This window comes from Pseudarthrobacter kochi (genome assembly GCF_055412805.1).
The window spans coordinates 62,519-78,321 of the sequence record NZ_JBVAYV010000005.1 but is presented as its reverse complement, the minus strand read 5'-3'; the positions used below and the strand labels follow the sequence as shown (position 1 = coordinate 78,321).

The window sequence follows — 15,803 nt, the reverse complement described above, 5'->3', positions numbered from 1 at the left end:
ATTAGCATTGATAGCGTGCCTAAAGCCGTAGCTGAAGATCCAGCCGTTGATTCCCAGCCCACCGTTCAAATGGGCTCCGTTCCGATGAGTCCGGCAAAACCCGGCCGCGGGGAGGACTCCCGCCCCGCGGTGAAGCGTCCGGACATGTCCCGGCTCGTCGTCAAGGGCGCGCGCGAACACAACCTGCGCAACGTCGACCTGGACCTGCCCCGCGATTCCATGATCGTCTTCACGGGGCTCTCCGGCTCGGGCAAGTCCTCCCTGGCGTTCGACACGATTTTCGCGGAGGGCCAGCGCCGCTACGTCGAGTCCCTCTCCGCCTACGCCCGGCAGTTCCTGGGCCAGGTGGACAAGCCCGACGTCGACTTCATCGAGGGCCTCTCGCCCGCAGTATCCATTGACCAGAAGTCCACCAGCAAGAACCCGCGCTCCACGGTGGGCACCATCACCGAGATCTACGACTACATGCGTCTCCTGTGGGCCCGGGTCGGCCGCCCGCACTGCCCGGTCTGCGGGGAGCCCGTCGCGAAGCAGACCCCGCAGCAGATCGTCGACCAGCTGCTGGAACTGCCCGAGGGGACCCGCTTCCAGATCCTGGCCCCGGTGGTCCGTGGCCGCAAGGGCGAATTCGTCGAGCTGTTCAAGGAACTCACTGCCAAGGGCTACTCGCGCGCCCGGGTCGATGACAAGCTGATCCAGCTCAGCGATCCGCCCAAGCTGGGCAAACAGTTCAAGCACACCATCGAAGTGGTCGTGGACCGCCTCGTGGTCAAGGAGGGCATCAGCCAGCGACTCACCGACTCGGTGGAAACCGCCCTCGGCCTGGCCGAAGGACGCATTCTCGCCGAATTCGTCGACCTCGACGCTGACGATCCCGAACGCATCAGGGCGTTCTCCGAAAACCTTGCCTGCCCCAATGAGCACCCGCTTGCAATCGACGAGATCGAACCGCGCTCCTTCTCCTTCAACAACCCCTTCGGCGCGTGCTCGGCCTGCAGCGGCATCGGCACGAAGCTCGAGGTCGATGAGGAACTCATCATTCCGAACGGTGAGCTGTCCCTCTCGGAGGGAGCAATCGCCCCCTGGTCACTCGGCACAGCAACCACAGAATACTGGAACCGTTTGCTCGGCGGACTCGCCAAGGAACTCGGTTTCTCGATGACAACCCCGTGGGACAAGCTCTCCGAGGACACCCGCCAAACCGTGCTGCACGGCAAGGACCATAAAGTTGTGGTGCAGTACCGCAACCGCTTCGGCCGGGAACGCAAATACAGCACAGGCTTCGAGGGCGTCATCCAGTACGTCCACCGCAAACACCTCGAAACGGACTCGGACTCGGCCCGGGACCGCTACGAGGAATACATGCGGCAGATCCCGTGCCCGGCCTGCAACGGCGCACGCCTGAACCCGGCGTCGCTCTCGGTCCTGATCAACGGCAAATCCATTGCCGAAGTCGCCGCCCTGCCGATGCGCGAGTGCGCCCACTTCCTGGACAACCTCGTACTGAGCGGCCGCGAAGCCCAGATCGCGAACCAGGTCCTCAAGGAGATCCAGGCCCGCCTGACCTTCCTGCTCGACGTCGGGCTGGAGTACCTGAATCTCGAGCGGCCTTCCGGCACCCTGTCCGGCGGCGAAGCCCAGCGCATCCGGCTGGCCACCCAGATCGGCTCCGGCCTCGTGGGTGTGCTCTACGTCCTGGACGAGCCGTCGATCGGCCTGCACCAGCGCGACAACCGCCGCCTGATCGAAACCCTGACCCGGCTGCGGGACCTCGGCAACACCCTGATCGTGGTGGAACACGATGAGGACACCATCCAGGAAGCCGACTGGGTGGTGGATATCGGACCGGGCGCCGGCGAACACGGCGGCATGGTGGTGCACTCGGGTTCCTACAAGGACCTGCTCGAGAACACCGAATCCCTCACCGGCGACTACCTCTCCGGCCGGAAAAAGATTGAGATCCCCAAAAAGCGGCGCAAATACGACAAGAAGCGTGAGCTGAAGGTCGTCGGCGCCAAGGAGAACAACCTCCTGAACGTGGATGCCACGTTCCCGCTGGGCCTGTTTACCGCGGTGACCGGCGTCAGCGGCTCGGGCAAGTCCACGCTGGTCAACGAGATCCTCTACAAGGTCCTGGCCAACAAGCTCAACGGCGCCAAGCAAGTGGCGGGCCGGCACAAGTCCATCCAGGGGCTCGAACACCTCGACAAGGTGGTCCACGTCGACCAGAGCCCCATCGGCCGCACCCCGCGGTCCAACCCGGCCACCTACACGGGCGTCTTTGACAACATCCGCAAGCTGTTCGCCGACACCACCGAGGCAAAGGTCCGCGGCTACCTGCCGGGACGGTTCTCCTTCAACGTCAAGGGCGGACGCTGCGAGGCCTGCTCCGGTGACGGCACGCTGAAGATCGAAATGAACTTCCTGCCGGACGTCTACGTGCCCTGCGAGGTGTGCCACGGTGCCCGGTACAACCGCGAAACCCTGGAAGTCCACTACAAGGGCAAGACGATCGCCGACGTGCTGAACATGCCCATCGAGGAAGGCGCGGAGTTCTTCGCGGCGTTCACGCCGATCGCCCGGCACCTGCGCACCCTCGTCGACGTCGGACTCGGCTATGTCCGGCTGGGCCAGCCCGCGACGACGCTCTCCGGCGGCGAGGCGCAGCGCGTGAAGCTCGCGGCCGAGCTGCAGAAGCGCTCCAACGGCCGCAGCATCTACGTGCTGGACGAGCCCACCACCGGCCTGCACTTCGAGGACATCCGGAAGCTGCTGCTGGTCCTCCAGGGCCTCGTGGACAAGGGCAACACGGTCATCACGATCGAGCACAACCTTGATGTCATCAAGAGCGCGGACTGGATCGTCGATCTGGGGCCGGACGGCGGATCCGGCGGTGGCCGGATCGTCGCCTCGGGAACCCCGGAACATGTCGCCAAGTCCACGGAAAGCCACACGGCTGCCTTCCTGGCGGACATCCTGGCCTGAGACCGGCCCGGTGCCGGTGCCTGCGCGCTAGAAGCCGCAGAGGCGCCGGCACCGCCACCGCAGATACATTCCCGCCGGGGTATGCGAGTTTCTGGCATCCGTTGACTCGTGAGAAACTAAGCCGGTGACCCAAACAACAGTGCCCGTGATCTTTGACCTGGACGGCACTCTTGTCGACCCGGCGCAGGGAATATCGGACGGAATCGCAGCGGCCCTCACAGAGCTCGGACTCGGCATTCCCGGCAAGGCGCGGATGGATGCCATGATCGGCCCGAAACTCAGCCATTCCCTCACGGACATCGCCGGGGTCCCCGCCGAACAGCTCGACGACGCCATCCGCATCTACCGCGCCCACTACCGGGCCACCGGCATCGCCCAAAGCAGGCTCTACCCTGGAATCCGGGCGCTGCTGGAATCGTTCGTCGAGGCCGGACGGCCCCTCGCCGTCGCCACCCAGAAGCCCGAAGGCATCGCCCGCACTGTCCTGGAGCACCACGGCATTGCCGCCCTGTTCCACACTATCCGCGGCTCGGCCGCGGACGAAGCGGCAGCAGCCGGGGCGCCGTCGGGCAAGGCTTCCATCGTGGCTGCGGCATTGGCGGACCTCTCCACCGGACATGGCCTGGACACACAGCATGCCGTCATGGTGGGGGACCGCGCACAGGATGTGGCCGGAGCGGCTGCCAACGGTTTGGACTGCATCGGCGTAGGCTGGGGCTTCGCTTCGGACGGTGAACTGGACGCCGCAGGCGCCGTGGAGATCGTGCACAGCAGCACGGCACTCCACGACACCATAGTCCGGCGGGATCCGGTGCCGACCTCAGCGGTGTCCCCGAATGCAGTGAACCCTGACCAGAACCACAACGCCGTAATCGAGGTGCGCACCGATGGCAATGTTTGATGCAATCCGCTGGACCACGCGGGGCCTCGTGACCTCGACCTGCCGGCCCACGGTCATCGGACTGGACAACGTGCCCAAGGAGGGTCCGTTCATCGTGGCCCCCAACCACCTGTCCTTCCTGGACAGCGTGATCGTCCAGGCGCTGATGCCCCGGCCCGTGGCGTTCTTCGCCAAAGCGGAATATTTCACCACAGGCGGCGTCAAGGGCAAGGTGATGAAGTCCTTCTTCGAGGCTGTCGGCTCCATCCCGGTGGAACGCGGCGAGCAGGCCGCCAGCGTCCAGGCGCTTAAGACGCTGCTGGAAATTCTCGACGCCGGCAAGGGCATTGGCATCTACCCGGAGGGCACACGCTCCCGCGACGGCATCCTCTACCGCGGACGCACCGGCGTCGGCTGGCTTGCTTTGACCACCGGCGCCCCTGTCATCCCGGTCGGACTGATCGGCACGGAGCACCTGCAGCCGGCGGACAGTAAGTCGGTCAAACCCCAGCACTTCACCATGAAGGTCGGCGAACCGCTGTACTTCGACAAGACCGGGCCGGACCACTCCCTGCCCGCCCGCCGGCAGGCCACAGACCGCATTATGGATGCGATAGCCGCACTCAGCGGCCAGGAACGCTCCACCAGCTACAACCAGAGCAAGACCGTCGAGTAGTCACGTCGCCTCAGTCCGCGGGCGAGATGGGCTGGACCATTCCGCCGCGGTCAGGCGTGTTGGGCAAGGAAGTTTTCCAGGGTGGATTCGTCGAGTGGCTCTCTCCAGCCGGGGTTGTCCGTGCCTGCCGCGGGCCAGGGGTGCCCGGCCGTGAACAGGTGCCAGTCCGGGAAAGGGTCCGGGGGCAGTTCCTGGTCGGGATCCGGGCCGGGGTCCGGCGGCAGGCCCAGATCATTGTCCGGTGGCGGGTCCACGCCTGGTTTCATGTCTTCATCCGAGGTCTGTTCCCAGCCCAGGAGCCCGTTCGTTTCCAGGATGCCGGGTGGCCAGTGGGGTGGTTCCCAGTCCTGTTGTTCGCTGGGGTAGTGCCGTCCGGTCGGGGACGTCCAGCCGGGCGGTGCGTCTTTGCTGGCTCCGGCCGGTGTCCAGGCCGAGGAGTGTTTCAGGCCGTGGTGTTTGCGGCAGGGCTGGCCGAGGTTGGAGATCCCGGTGGTGCCTCCGTCAGCCCAGGCCAGGAGGTGGTCGGCGTCGTTGTCCAGGGACTGGTTGTTGCAGCCCGGGAACGGGCACTTCCCGTCGCGGAGCCGCAGCCACTGCCGCACTGCCTTCGGCACCCGGTAGCTGGACCGGCCGATTTCCAGCGGCGCCCCGTCCCGCGGATCAACCAGCAGCCGATAGAACGAACCGGCGCCTTCGGCGACGAGCCGGCGGGCCATCGAGGGCGGGATCGGCCCGTACCCGTCCAGGACCGCCGGTTCCTCCCCGGCGCCGAGCAGGGACAGGACCGGGACGGTGACCAGGACCTGCGCCCGCGGCGACGGCACACCCCCGCCCGCGCCCGTGCCGGTCCCGCCGCCTGCCACTTCGCCGTCGGCGAGTCCGCTGGTCAGCAGCCAGGTCGCGGCGACATCGGCGCGGAGCTGGGTCAGGGTCCTGGCCTCGCCCGGGCCCTGGAGGGCGCGGGCGGCCGCGGTGCTCCGGGCCCAGATCCCCGCGGCGGTATCGGCCGGGAGGTACGCGGAGAACCAGGCCATCCCGTCGGAGTCCGGGCGGTACTCGACCCGCCGGTCCGCAGCGCTCTTGGTGTGGCGTGTTTCGATGCTCTCCCGGTGGTGGCGTTCCCGCCAGGTGCGCGCCTTGGCCCGGAACCGGGACGGAACGAGCTCCCCGGCCGGGCACCCGCGGGCCGGGTCCGGCGCGTCCGGGTCCAGGAAGTGCGCCTCCAGCCCGGCCGCCCCGGCCGGGTCCAGGCCGGCGGTTTCGTCCACAATGATCCGGGCATGCGCCCACGAAATTCTCCCGGCCGCCAGCGCCGCCAGGGTCAGCGGCAAACCCCGCGTCAGCGCCACGCACTCGGACAGGAAGGCACCCGCGGTCCCCTCGCTCACCGTCAGGACACACGCGACCTCCGCCGTCACCGCCATCTCCTGGCACTTAGCGTCATGCGGTGCCACCGCCGGGGCCGCCATGGCATCGGTGGCCCGCAGATAGGCCGCGCCCAGCCGCACCTTCAACGCCGCAGCCCGAGCCTCCCACCGGGCGACCTCTGCCAGCCCGTCCAGGCAATCATCCGCCAAATCCCGCAACGGATCGTCCCCCAACGGACCAGCACCCCGGCCGACACCGGCCCCGGACGGACCACCGCCGTCAGCGCCGGCCCCGGCGACGGAATCCAGCGCCGCAGTCAACACCGCGACAGCAGCCAGGGCCTCCCTGCCATCCGCACTCCATGCTGCCGTGTTGTCCACACTCACATCAGATCACGAGGCAACGACAATTTAGATCGAACCCATGGGGCAGCAGAACGCCGGCAGAAATTGAAGTCCGGCGAAGATTTACCCTCAGGCCATCGCCTCAACGAATGGTGACTCGAGGCCTACGCTGCGAGGTCGCGGCGCCGCCAGCCGGTATAGCCGAGCGCGGCCAGTGCAGCGGCGGCCACGGTGAGCGCCGTCAGCGCCGCCCCGTCCCCGGCGACCACCGGGAGCAGCGGGGAATGCCTGAACGGGGAGAGGTCCATCAGCCATTCCGGGGCATTCCACAGCACCCCGAATTCTCCCAGGGCGACGAAGGCCAGCAGGAGGCCCCAGACCGCCCCGGCCAGCCGGGGTGCCCAGCCAAAGACCGCCAGGCCCGCACTGGTTACCACCCACGCGGCGGGCACCTGGGCCAACGCGGCCACCGTGCTCCGGCCCACCAGAGCGAAGTCATTGACGGCAAAGGCGGCGCCGACGCCGATCGATACCCCCGCCAGCAGGAGCAGCAAAGCCACCCCGGCCAAGGCAAACGTGAAGTGGCTGCTCGCCCAGCGGATCCGGGTAGTGGCCGTGCCCAGCAGGGCCTCGGTGTGGCCCGCGGCCTCCTCGCTGCGCAGATGGTTGGCCGAGGACACCCCGTAGGCTGCGGCCAGCAACCCCATGATGCTGATCTCCGCGGCCAGGAAAGCGTCCGTCAGGGCCTGCCTGCCGCCCAGCATCTTGATCAGGTCCTGGGCGTTCGGTGAACTCAGTAGTTCTGCCACGTTGCTGACCAGGGAACCGATCACGACGCCGAAAACCAGGAACGCCACGCCCCAGGCCACCAGCACGCGGTACTGCAGCCGCACCGCCAGATCCCAGACGCCGGAGAGCGAGCCGACAGCCGGCCCCGGGCGTTCGGCGCGGAGACCGGAACCAAGATCGCGCCGGCCACGGAGTGCGAACGCTGCCGGGACCAGCACGATGCACAGGAAGACCGGCAGCGCCAGCACCCACCAGCGGTCGCCCGCGAAAGCCCGGATCTGCTGGTTCCACCCGATGGGCGAGAGCCAGGAGAGCACAGACGGCCCCGGTTCGGCGAGGTCGCCGACGGCACGGAGCGCATAGGTGACGGCCACGACGCCGATGCTGATCCCGGTCGCGGCCCGGGCGCTGGCGGTGAGCTGGGCCGCCAGCCCGGCCATGGCACTGAAGGCCATCCCCGTGGCAGCCCAGCCCAAGCCGAAAGCGAGGGAGCCGGCGGCCGGCAGCCCGCCGGCGGCCAGCGCGGCTGCCGAGAGCAACCCGAGCAGCACGCTGGCGCCGAGGCTGATCGTGAGGGCGGCTGCCAGCGGCGCGTCGCGGCCCAGCCGTCCGCCGCCGAGCAGTTCGAGGCGTCCGCTCTCCTCGTCGCTGCGGGTGTGCCGGATGGCGAGGATGACCATGAGGACAGCCAGGATGGCGGTCATAAAGGCGGTGTATTTGATCAACGAGAGCGCACCGATCGAGGTGGGATCGTAGATCCGTCCGAACATCGCCACCACGGAGGCGGTCGCGTTCAGGGCGGTGGCGGCCTCGACACGGCTTGCCACATCCGGATAGAGCTCGGCCCCGGCCAGCGCGGTCGAGTAGGCGATCAGGGCAAAGCCGACGATCCAGACCGGCAACATCCAGCGGTCCCGCCGCAGCCCGAGGCGGATCAGGACGCCAGTTCCCGCGAGGGTTTCAGGCATCGCCGGCCCGCCGTCGGCCCGGCTCCCGCGAGGCGGGCCGGCCGGGCGAAGCGCCAACAGCCGCCGCCGGAACACCGGCGGTGATGTCACTGTAGTGGCGCAGGAACAGGTCCTCGAGCGTCGGCGGCTGGCTCGTGAGTGACTTCAGTCCCGCCGTCGTCAGCGCCTGCATCAGGTGGTTCAGGCCGATGGGTTCGACCTGGGCGTTGACCCGGTGATTCGTCACGACGACGTCGTGAACGCCGGGCAGCAGATCCAGTCCCGGCGGCACTGTTGCGACGTCGGCGGTCACGGAGGTGCGGGTCAGGTGCCGCAGTTGCTCCAGCGGGCCAGACTCCACCACCTTCCCGGCGCGGATGATGCTCACCCGGTCCGAGAGCGCCTCGGCCTCGCTGAGGATATGGCTGCTCAGCACCACGGTGCGCCCCTGCTCACGCAGTTCGCGGACGCAGCCGCGGAAGGCGTCCTCCATCAGCGGGTCCAGCCCGCTTGTCGGCTCGTCCAGCAGGAACAGCTCGGCGTCGGTGGCCAGGGCAGCAACGAGGGCCACTTTCTGACGGTTTCCCTTGGAGTAGGTGCGCGCCTTTTTACTGGGGTCCAGCTCGAACAGGTCCAGGAGCCGCTCCCGGCGGTCGCGGTCCTGGCCGCCCTGCAGCCTGCCCAGCAGGTCAATCACCTCGCCGCCCGTCAGGTTCGGCCACAGGGCCACGTCCCCCGGGACGTAGGCCAGCCGGCGGTGCAGCGTCGCAACGTCGCGCCAGGGGTCCAGCCCGAGCACCCGGATGGAACCCGCATCGGAGCGCAGGAGGCCCAGCAGGATCCGCAAGGTGGTGGACTTGCCGGATCCGTTGGGGCCGAGGAAACCATGCACCTCGCCGGAGGCCACGTCGAAATCCAGTCCGTCCAGGGCCGTTACGGCCCCGAACCGCTTCACGACGCCGGTCATTTCCACCACACTGCTCATAGTCAACAAGGTACGCCGGATTGGCGGGCGCGGACCCGTGCGGAAAGACCTGTTTTGCCGCAGGCCGCCACGGTTGGCGGGCGCTCCCGCGGCTGTGATTGAGTTGCTCCATGCCATCTCGCTGGTCCGGCCGGGACACCCAGACGCTTTCCGCCGTGGCGATGAGCGCCCTGTTGCTGGCCAACGCCGCGAAGCCGGTCCTGCGGAAACGGGCCCGTCGGTGAGGCTTCTGCAGTCCCCGGCGGTGCGGGTCGGGCTCTCCATCAGCATCGCCACCGGACTTTACGGCGTGTCCTTCGGTGCGCTGTCCGTCACCTCCGGACTCGACTTCTGGCAGACCATGGCCCTGAGCCTGCTGCTGTTCAGCGGCGGCTCGCAGTTCGCATTCATCGGGGTGGTGGCCGGGGGCGGCTCCGGCGTCGCCGCGATGGGGGCGGCCACCCTGCTGGGCATGCGCAACGGGATTTACGGCATGCAGGTCAACGCCCTGCTGCAGCCGCGGGGCTGGCTGCGGTTCGCCGCCGCCCACGTCACGATCGACGAGTCCACCGCCACAAGCACCGGCCAGACGGACCCGCTCGAGCAGAAGCGCGGCTTCTGGACCGCCGGCCTGGGCATCTTCGTCCTCTGGAACCTGTTCACCGCCGTGGGCGCGCTGGCAGGAGGTGCGCTGGGGGATCCCAAGCAGTGGGGCCTGGACGGTGCCGCCGTGGCGGCGTTCCTGGGCCTGCTGTGGCCGCGGCTCAAAGGCCGCGAACCTGTCGCGATCGCCGTCGTCTGCGCCCTGGCCACCGTGCTGGCTGTACCCTTTGTGCCCGCCGGGGTGCCGATCCTGGTGGCCGCGGTGGTGGCTGCGGCAATCGGCTGGTTCAGCCATGGCCGCAGCGACGAAGGACTGGAACCGGACGTGGACCCCTACGCCGAACACCCGCATCCGCATCCCTCCGGGGACGCCAAATGACCCTGTGGATGTGGCTGCTGCTCTCGTGCCTGTTGGCGTACGCCTGGAAACTGCTGGGCTATCTGGTCCCGGCCAGCGTGCTCCGTGATCCCCGGATGTCCCGGATCGCCGGCACCATGACCATTGGCCTGCTGGCGTCCCTGACAATTGTGAACACCGTGGCCTCGGGCCAGACGCTGGCGCTGGACGCGCGCCTGGGGGCACTGGCCGCGGCCGGCATCGCCCTCGTGTTCCGGGCCCCCTTCCTCGTGGTCGTCCTCGCCGGAGCCGGGGCGGCAGCCGGACTCAGGCTGCTGGGCTGGAACTAGCAGCCGCACCGACTGCCGCCGTACTGCTCCGTAACGGTCTTTAGTCCCTACTTGCCTCCCGGGCCCCATGGGAGCATTCGGTTATGAGCGACAACGACCAGCCGGATGCCCCTGCGCCCGGCAAAGGCCCGCACCACAAGCCGCATGAGCCGTTCGTTCCGCCAGGGGCCGAGTCCACCCGGGAGCTGCGCGAGATGGCACGACGCCGGCGGGAGGCTGAGGAGAAGCTGCAGCACCACCTGCAGGAAGCCAAAGAGAAGCCGGCGGAGGATTGATGCTGAAAACCCGGCTTTCGGAGCGCCTGCAGGATTTGTTGCTCGACAACGACGTGCTGGAGGATTTCCTCCGGCAGTTGGCCGGCCTGGCCGCCGAGTCCGCCGCAGCCGAAACCGGCCGCTCGGTGCGGTGTTCGGTGCTGGTGGCCCGGCACCGTCAACCGGCAGCCCTGGCGGGCAGCCGCGAGGCCCTGATGCTGGAACGGATGCAGGACGACGTTGCGGAGGATCCGGGGCTGGAGGCCCGGCAGACCGGGCTGGCCGTGCTGGTGCCTGACACGACGATGGATCCCAGGTGGCGGCGCTACCAGCGGGCAGCTGCCCAGCGCGGGAGCCGCAGTATCCTCGCCGTAGCCATGCTGGAGGACCGGTCCGCGGTCCTGACTTTCTCGTCGACGTCTCCCGAGGCTTTCGACGACGACGCGGTGGCCGCCTGCGCGGCTCTCGCCTTCCGCGCCGCCAAAGTGCTGCGGCTGGCTGTCCGGCTCGATTCTGCCAAGGGCCTGAACCGGGACCTGATGCAGGCAATGCGGTCGCGGACCGTGATCAACCTGGCCACCGGCATCCTCATGGCCCAGAGCCGGTGCTCGCAGTCCGAAGCGTTCGACCTGCTGTCCAGGGTCTCCAACACCAGGAACGTCAAGCTCCGGATCGTCGCCGAGGAGATCCTCCGGAGGTTCGACGGCGTGCCGGCCGGGACGGCCTTCAGCGCCTGAGCTCGTACGGAGCCGGTCCTAGCCGCGGACAGAGTCGAAGGCGGTGCCCGGCAGCGGTGCCTGCGGCGGCAGCGGCCGGTGGGGGCGCTCCGTGCGGATGGCGTCCTCGACGAGGGCGACCGGGCGGCGCCACGCATCCGACCCTGCCTCCATGGTGTCCACCACGCCAATCAGCATGGCCAGCAGCCGGATCAGGTCCGTCATCGAAATATCGCTGCGCAGGGTGCCCTGGCCCTGCCCGCGGCCCAGGAGGACGGCCACGGACTCGATCAGATCGCCCGTGATTCCCGTGAGCAGTCCGCGGCGGCCGGCGACGGCTCCCAGGAGGTTGGCTTCTTCGCTGGCCACGCCCATCAGCGCGTCAATGACGCGGAAGAGGCCGTCGGCGGCGTCGGGCCCGGCGAGGGCCTCCCCGATGACGGGATCGACCAGCAGTCCGAGTTGGCGGTGCAGCGCCGCGAGGACGAGTTCTTCCTTGTCGGCGAAGTTCCTGAAAAGGGTGGCAGGACCAACTCCGGCGGTCACAGCGATGGTCTGCAGCGGGACCTCGGGGCCGTGCTCGCGGAAGCACTGGCGGGCGGCGGTGATGATCTTGTCAACGTTCCGCGCGGCATCGGCGCGGAGCGGCCTGCGGTCTGCTACCCGGTTCATTTGCCTAGGTTAGCAACGCAAGGCCGGGCCGGGGAGATTACTCCCGAGTAGTGACTAATGTGACGGGTTCCACGGGCGCCAACCCCACCGGCAGGCCGCTGGAGCACGTGAAAGACTGGTGCCATGTTGCTTGCATTTTCTGTCGCACCCTCAGGCCGTCCCGCTCAAACGGCCGGTGACTCACCCGCCGGTTCGGCGGCGGTCCCGGCGGACGAGGCCTCGGTCCACGACGCCGTTGCCGAAGCGGTGCGGATCGTCCGGGAGTCCGGCCTGCCGAACCATACCGACTCGATGTTCACCACGATCGAGGGCGAGTGGGACGAAGTCTTCGACGTCGTGAAGCGCGCCACCGAGGCCGTGGGCCGCTACGGCAGCAGGGTCTCCCTCGTCATCAAGGCAGACATCCGCCCCGGCTACACGGGCGAACTCACCGGAAAACTGGACCGGCTGGAACAGGCCCTCGGGGACGCTCCGGGTCCGGCCGCAGGCTAGGACCCAGGGCCGAACGGGCCCTACCGCCGGGACAGGCCGGCTGGAAGACTGGGGGCATGTTCGAGCATCAGCCCACCGCCCGCTGGACCGCCGTCGAGGGCTTCCTGTCCGAGGTTGTGGTCCGCCCGGACAACTCCCTTAGACGCGCCATAGCCAGCGCCCTCGAGGCGGGCATGCCTCCCATCGAGGTCGCCCCTAACGCCGGGAAGCTGCTCAAGCTGCTCGTGCAGCTCTCCGGTGCCCGGCGGGTGCTGGAGATCGGGACCCTGGCCGGCTTCAGCACCATCTGGATGGCCCAGGGGCTGCCCGACGGCGGCCGGCTCCTCACCTGCGAGTACCTGCCCAAACACGCCGCCGTGGCCCGCGCCAACGTCGACGCCGCCGGGCTGGGCCATCTTGTCGAGATCCGGGTCGGGGCGGCACTGGAGACGCTGCAGGCGCTCGCCGACGAAGGCGTCGAGCCCTTCGATTTCGTCTTCATCGACGCAGACAAGGAAAACAATCCGCATTACCTCGACTGGGCCATCCGCCTCGGCCGGCCGGGCACCGCCGTCGTGATGGACAACGTGGTCTGGGAAGGCGCCGTGCTGGATCCCGCCATGGATGCCGTCAACGCCCCGGGCATCATCAGCGCCCTGCACATGCTGGGCGAGGACCCGAGGCTGGACGGCACCGTGATCCAGACCGTGGGTTCCAAAGGCTGGGACGGCTTCGCCCTGGCGCGGGTGTAGCAGCGGCGGGCGCCGCGCCGGCACTGGACCTGACGCCGGAATTCCCAAAGTGCTAAGTGTGCTTAGATTTACTGACGGCCGAAATTACCGGGCAGTAGCCCGACCGGCAGGCATGGACGCCAACAGCACCAGAGACCCTTCGAAGGAGAACAGGCCCGAATGAACCGGACTCCCGATTCCCAGCGGCCCGTTGCCGTCAGGATCAGTTCTGCGCCGGAGGACCTGGCCGTCCTCGGCCCCCTGCTGGCGGCGGCCCGGTCCGCCGTCGGCGACGTCCCGGCGTTGCTGGAGCTGGCCAAGGCCGCGGCAGCGACCGCCCCGAACCCCGGCGAGGGCCGGACGGCCTTCCTGTGGGAAATCCTGGCGTCGGTCACGGCCGTCGACGTCGCCGCCGGCCGTGCCATCGAACCGCACCTGGACGCCTCGGCGATCCTCGCCCAGGCAGCCGGCCACGCGGCGGTGGAAGGCTGGGAATGCCCGGACTTTGACGGTGTCCACTTTGACGGCGCCTGGGGTGTCTTTGCCGCTGAAGCCGCAGGCCTGCGGCTCGAGGCCAAACCGGCGGACGGCTGTTTCCTGCTGCAGGGTTCCAAACCCTGGTGCTCGCTCGCCGCCCAACTGGATCACGCCGTCGTGACCGCCCACCTGGACGACGGCGGCCGGGCCGCCTTCGCCGTCGACCTCCATGCCCCCGGTGTGAGCTTCGCGGACCCGGAATGGACCAGCCGGGGACTCACGGAAATCCCCAGCGGCACCGTGCACTTCGACGCCGTTCCGGCCGTGCCGCTGGGCGACGCCGGCTGGTATTACCGCCGGCCCGGCTTCGCATGGGGCGGCATGGGCGTGGCGGCGTGCTGGCTGGGCGGCGCCGTCGCGGTGGCCCGCGGGTTCAAGGTATCCCTGCTCGCAGCTGCCGACGGCGGCCGCGAACCGGACCAGCTCGCCCTCGCGCACCTCGGCGAAATCGACCGCACCCTCACCGCCCTGACCGGATACCTGGCCCGGACCGCCGCGCGGATCGATGCCGGGGAAGTCTCGGACCGCGGCGCCTGGAGCGAGGCCCTCCGCGTCCGCGGCAACGTGGCCACCGCCGTCGAACGCATCCAGACCCTGGCCAGCCAGAACCTTGGACCCGCCCCGCTCGCCTTCGACCCGGTCTACGGCAAGCGCATGGCCGACCTCGCCCTGTACATCCGGCAGCACCACGCCATGCGCGACGACGCGCAGCTCGGAGCCCTCACGCTCAAGGGGGACCACCCGTGGTGAGCTTCACCCACCAGGACACCGGCACCAGCGAGGACGCCTGGGCAGCCAGCGGGCTGGCTGCGCTCCCGGAATTGCCGCTCGACGCCGGCGAGCTCGCCGGCCAGGCTTTCATCGTCCTGGCCGCGCACCCCGACGACGAATCCCTCGGCGCCGGCGGCCTGATGGCCCGGCTGCGGGGGCTGGGCGCCCGGGTCACGGTCTTGTTGTGCACGGCGGGGGAGGCCTCCCACCCGGACTCGCCCACGACGACGCCGGAACAGCTCGCCGCCGTGCGGCTCAAGGAATTCGGCCGCGCGCTGACGCATCTGCTGCCGGATCCGGGCTGGCGGTACCTCGCCCTGCCCGATGGCAAGCTCGCCGGGCACCGGCCGGAGGTGCACGCCGCGCTGCAGCGCGCCATTACCGACACAACCGCCGCAACGGGACTGCCGGCGGGGCACATCACGCTCGTGGCCCCCTACCGGCACGACGGCCACACCGACCACGAGGCACTGGGCGCCGCCGCCGCCGAGGCCGCAGGCGCAGGCGGCCACGGACTGCTCGAGTACCCCGTCTGGTACTGGCTCTGGGCGGACACCGCGGACCCGGCCTGGCAGTCCTGGCTGCGCCTGCCGCTGGACCCCGCCGAACGGCGGGCCAAGGCGGCAGCGATGTCCTCCCACACCTCTCAAGTCCGGCCGCTGTCCGGCCAGCCCGGGGACGAGGTGCTGCTCCCGCCGGCTTTCCTGGCACACTTCGACCGGCCCTTCGAGACGTTTGCGTGGCAGGGCCCGGCCGCCGGCGCCACCGGTGCCAGTTCCTACGCCGCCGCCGATGCGGAAGGGGTTTTCGACGCCGTCCATACCGGAACGGACGACCCCTGGCAGTACATGACCAGCTGGTACGAACACCGCAAACGCACCCTCACCCTCGCGGCCCTGCCCGGCCTGAACTACACGGCAGGACTGGAGATCGGCTGCTCGATCGGGACCCTCAGCGTCGAACTCGCGCAACGCTGCGCCAGCTTCCTGGCCGTGGACGCGAGCAGCGCCGCGCTGGCGCACGCCGCCCGGCGCCTCGAACACCTCCCCGCCGCCCGGACCAGCCACCTCACCGTCCCGACGGACTGGCCGGACGGCCGGTTCGACCTGATCGTGGTCTCCGAGATGGGCTACTACCTTTCGCCCGGCGAGCTGGCCGGGCTGTTCGAGCGGGTCGAGGCCGCGCTCCTGCCCGGCGGCACCCTGGCCCTGTGCCACTGGCGCCATCCGATCTCCGGCTGGGAGCTCGACGGCGACGCCGTGCACGCCGCCGCGCGACGCCAACTGGGCTGGGTCGACGCCGGACTGTACCGGGAACGCGACTTCATCCTGGAGGTCCTGGTCGCGCCCGGGTCCGCCGGGGACGCCCAGCCGGCAACCATCGTCGTGCCGGGCCCGGAAGGGTAGGA

The 15,803-nt window shown here is 69.1% G+C and carries 15 protein-coding genes; 11 read left to right on the top strand and 4 right to left on the bottom strand.

The window, feature by feature from the left end; translation table 11 throughout:
• Positions 1-84 precede the first annotated feature (84 nt).
• The 3 genes from uvrA to ACZY0Y_RS04460 all read left to right on the top strand — a co-directional run bounded on the left by uvrA (position 85) and on the right by ACZY0Y_RS04460 (position 4,541).
• Positions 85-2,985, top strand: coding sequence for an excinuclease ABC subunit UvrA (uvrA, locus tag ACZY0Y_RS04470; protein WP_237393986.1), 2,901 nt, complete (start codon positions 85-87; stop codon positions 2,983-2,985).
• 124 nt (positions 2,986-3,109) lie between these two features.
• Positions 3,110-3,886 (top strand): HAD hydrolase-like protein, encoded by a 777-nt coding sequence (locus tag ACZY0Y_RS04465; RefSeq protein ID WP_463956936.1) that lies wholly within the window; start codon positions 3,110-3,112, stop codon positions 3,884-3,886.
• Positions 3,873-4,541: a lysophospholipid acyltransferase family protein gene (locus ACZY0Y_RS04460; RefSeq protein ID WP_463956935.1), complete on the top strand. Its 669-nt coding sequence runs from the start codon at positions 3,873-3,875 to the stop codon at positions 4,539-4,541. The genes ACZY0Y_RS04465 and ACZY0Y_RS04460 overlap by 14 nt, the downstream gene beginning before the upstream one ends.
• Positions 4,542-4,591: 50 nt before the next feature.
• On the opposite strand, the gene ACZY0Y_RS04455 is transcribed toward ACZY0Y_RS04460, so the two are convergent.
• The 3 genes from ACZY0Y_RS04455 to ACZY0Y_RS04445 form a co-directional block, all read right to left on the bottom strand.
• A complete protein-coding gene (locus tag ACZY0Y_RS04455) occupies positions 4,592-6,289 on the bottom strand; it encodes an HNH endonuclease signature motif containing protein (protein ID WP_463956934.1) in 1,698 nt (565 codons plus the stop codon).
• Positions 6,290-6,417: 128 nt separating this feature from the next.
• Positions 6,418-8,010 carry an ABC transporter permease gene (locus ACZY0Y_RS04450; protein ID WP_463882020.1) on the bottom strand — a complete coding sequence of 531 codons (1,593 nt, stop codon included), beginning with the start codon at positions 8,008-8,010 and terminating at the stop codon, positions 6,418-6,420.
• Complete coding sequence (locus ACZY0Y_RS04445) at positions 8,003-8,974, bottom strand: ABC transporter ATP-binding protein (RefSeq protein WP_463882023.1); 972 nt, start codon at positions 8,972-8,974, stop codon at positions 8,003-8,005. The genes ACZY0Y_RS04450 and ACZY0Y_RS04445 overlap by 8 nt, the downstream gene beginning before the upstream one ends.
• 220 nt (positions 8,975-9,194) lie before the next feature.
• Here ACZY0Y_RS04445 and ACZY0Y_RS04440 point away from each other — a divergent pair, with 220 nt between their 5' ends.
• From ACZY0Y_RS04440 to ACZY0Y_RS04425, 4 genes are all read left to right on the top strand, one after another.
• Positions 9,195-9,935 (top strand): AzlC family ABC transporter permease, encoded by a 741-nt coding sequence (locus ACZY0Y_RS04440; protein WP_160668297.1) that lies wholly within the window; start codon positions 9,195-9,197, stop codon positions 9,933-9,935.
• Entirely contained in the window at positions 9,932-10,243 is a 312-nt protein-coding gene (locus tag ACZY0Y_RS04435; RefSeq protein WP_160668295.1) for an AzlD domain-containing protein, read from the top strand. The genes ACZY0Y_RS04440 and ACZY0Y_RS04435 overlap by 4 nt, the downstream gene beginning before the upstream one ends.
• Before the next feature lie 83 nt (positions 10,244-10,326).
• Entirely contained in the window at positions 10,327-10,518 is a 192-nt protein-coding gene (locus tag ACZY0Y_RS04430; RefSeq protein ID WP_024367309.1) for a hypothetical protein, read from the top strand.
• Positions 10,518-11,234, top strand: a complete 717-nt coding sequence (locus ACZY0Y_RS04425; protein ID WP_463956933.1) for an ANTAR domain-containing protein — start codon at positions 10,518-10,520, stop codon at positions 11,232-11,234. Before ACZY0Y_RS04430 ends, ACZY0Y_RS04425 begins: the two co-directional genes overlap by 1 nt.
• 18 nt (positions 11,235-11,252) lie before the next feature.
• Here ACZY0Y_RS04425 and ACZY0Y_RS04420 read toward each other — a convergent pair whose 3' ends face one another.
• A complete protein-coding gene (locus tag ACZY0Y_RS04420; protein WP_463956932.1) occupies positions 11,253-11,885 on the bottom strand; it encodes a TetR/AcrR family transcriptional regulator in 633 nt (210 codons plus the stop codon).
• Positions 11,886-12,008: 123 nt separating this feature from the next.
• On the opposite strand from ACZY0Y_RS04420, the gene ACZY0Y_RS04415 reads away from it, so the two are divergent.
• The 4 genes from ACZY0Y_RS04415 (at position 12,009) to ACZY0Y_RS04400 (ending at position 15,801) form a co-directional block, all read left to right on the top strand.
• Positions 12,009-12,377 carry a thiamine-binding protein gene (locus ACZY0Y_RS04415; RefSeq protein ID WP_160668290.1) on the top strand — a complete coding sequence of 123 codons (369 nt, stop codon included), beginning with the start codon at positions 12,009-12,011 and terminating at the stop codon, positions 12,375-12,377.
• 56 nt (positions 12,378-12,433) lie between these two features.
• Positions 12,434-13,108: an O-methyltransferase gene (locus ACZY0Y_RS04410; protein WP_463956931.1), complete on the top strand. Its 675-nt coding sequence runs from the start codon at positions 12,434-12,436 to the stop codon at positions 13,106-13,108.
• A gap of 159 nt (positions 13,109-13,267) precedes the next feature.
• A complete protein-coding gene (locus ACZY0Y_RS04405; protein ID WP_463956930.1) occupies positions 13,268-14,374 on the top strand; it encodes an acyl-CoA dehydrogenase family protein in 1,107 nt (368 codons plus the stop codon).
• Positions 14,368-15,801 (top strand): PIG-L family deacetylase, encoded by a 1,434-nt coding sequence (locus tag ACZY0Y_RS04400; protein WP_463956929.1) that lies wholly within the window; start codon positions 14,368-14,370, stop codon positions 15,799-15,801. Before ACZY0Y_RS04405 ends, ACZY0Y_RS04400 begins: the two co-directional genes overlap by 7 nt.
• Positions 15,802-15,803 lie beyond the last annotated feature (2 nt).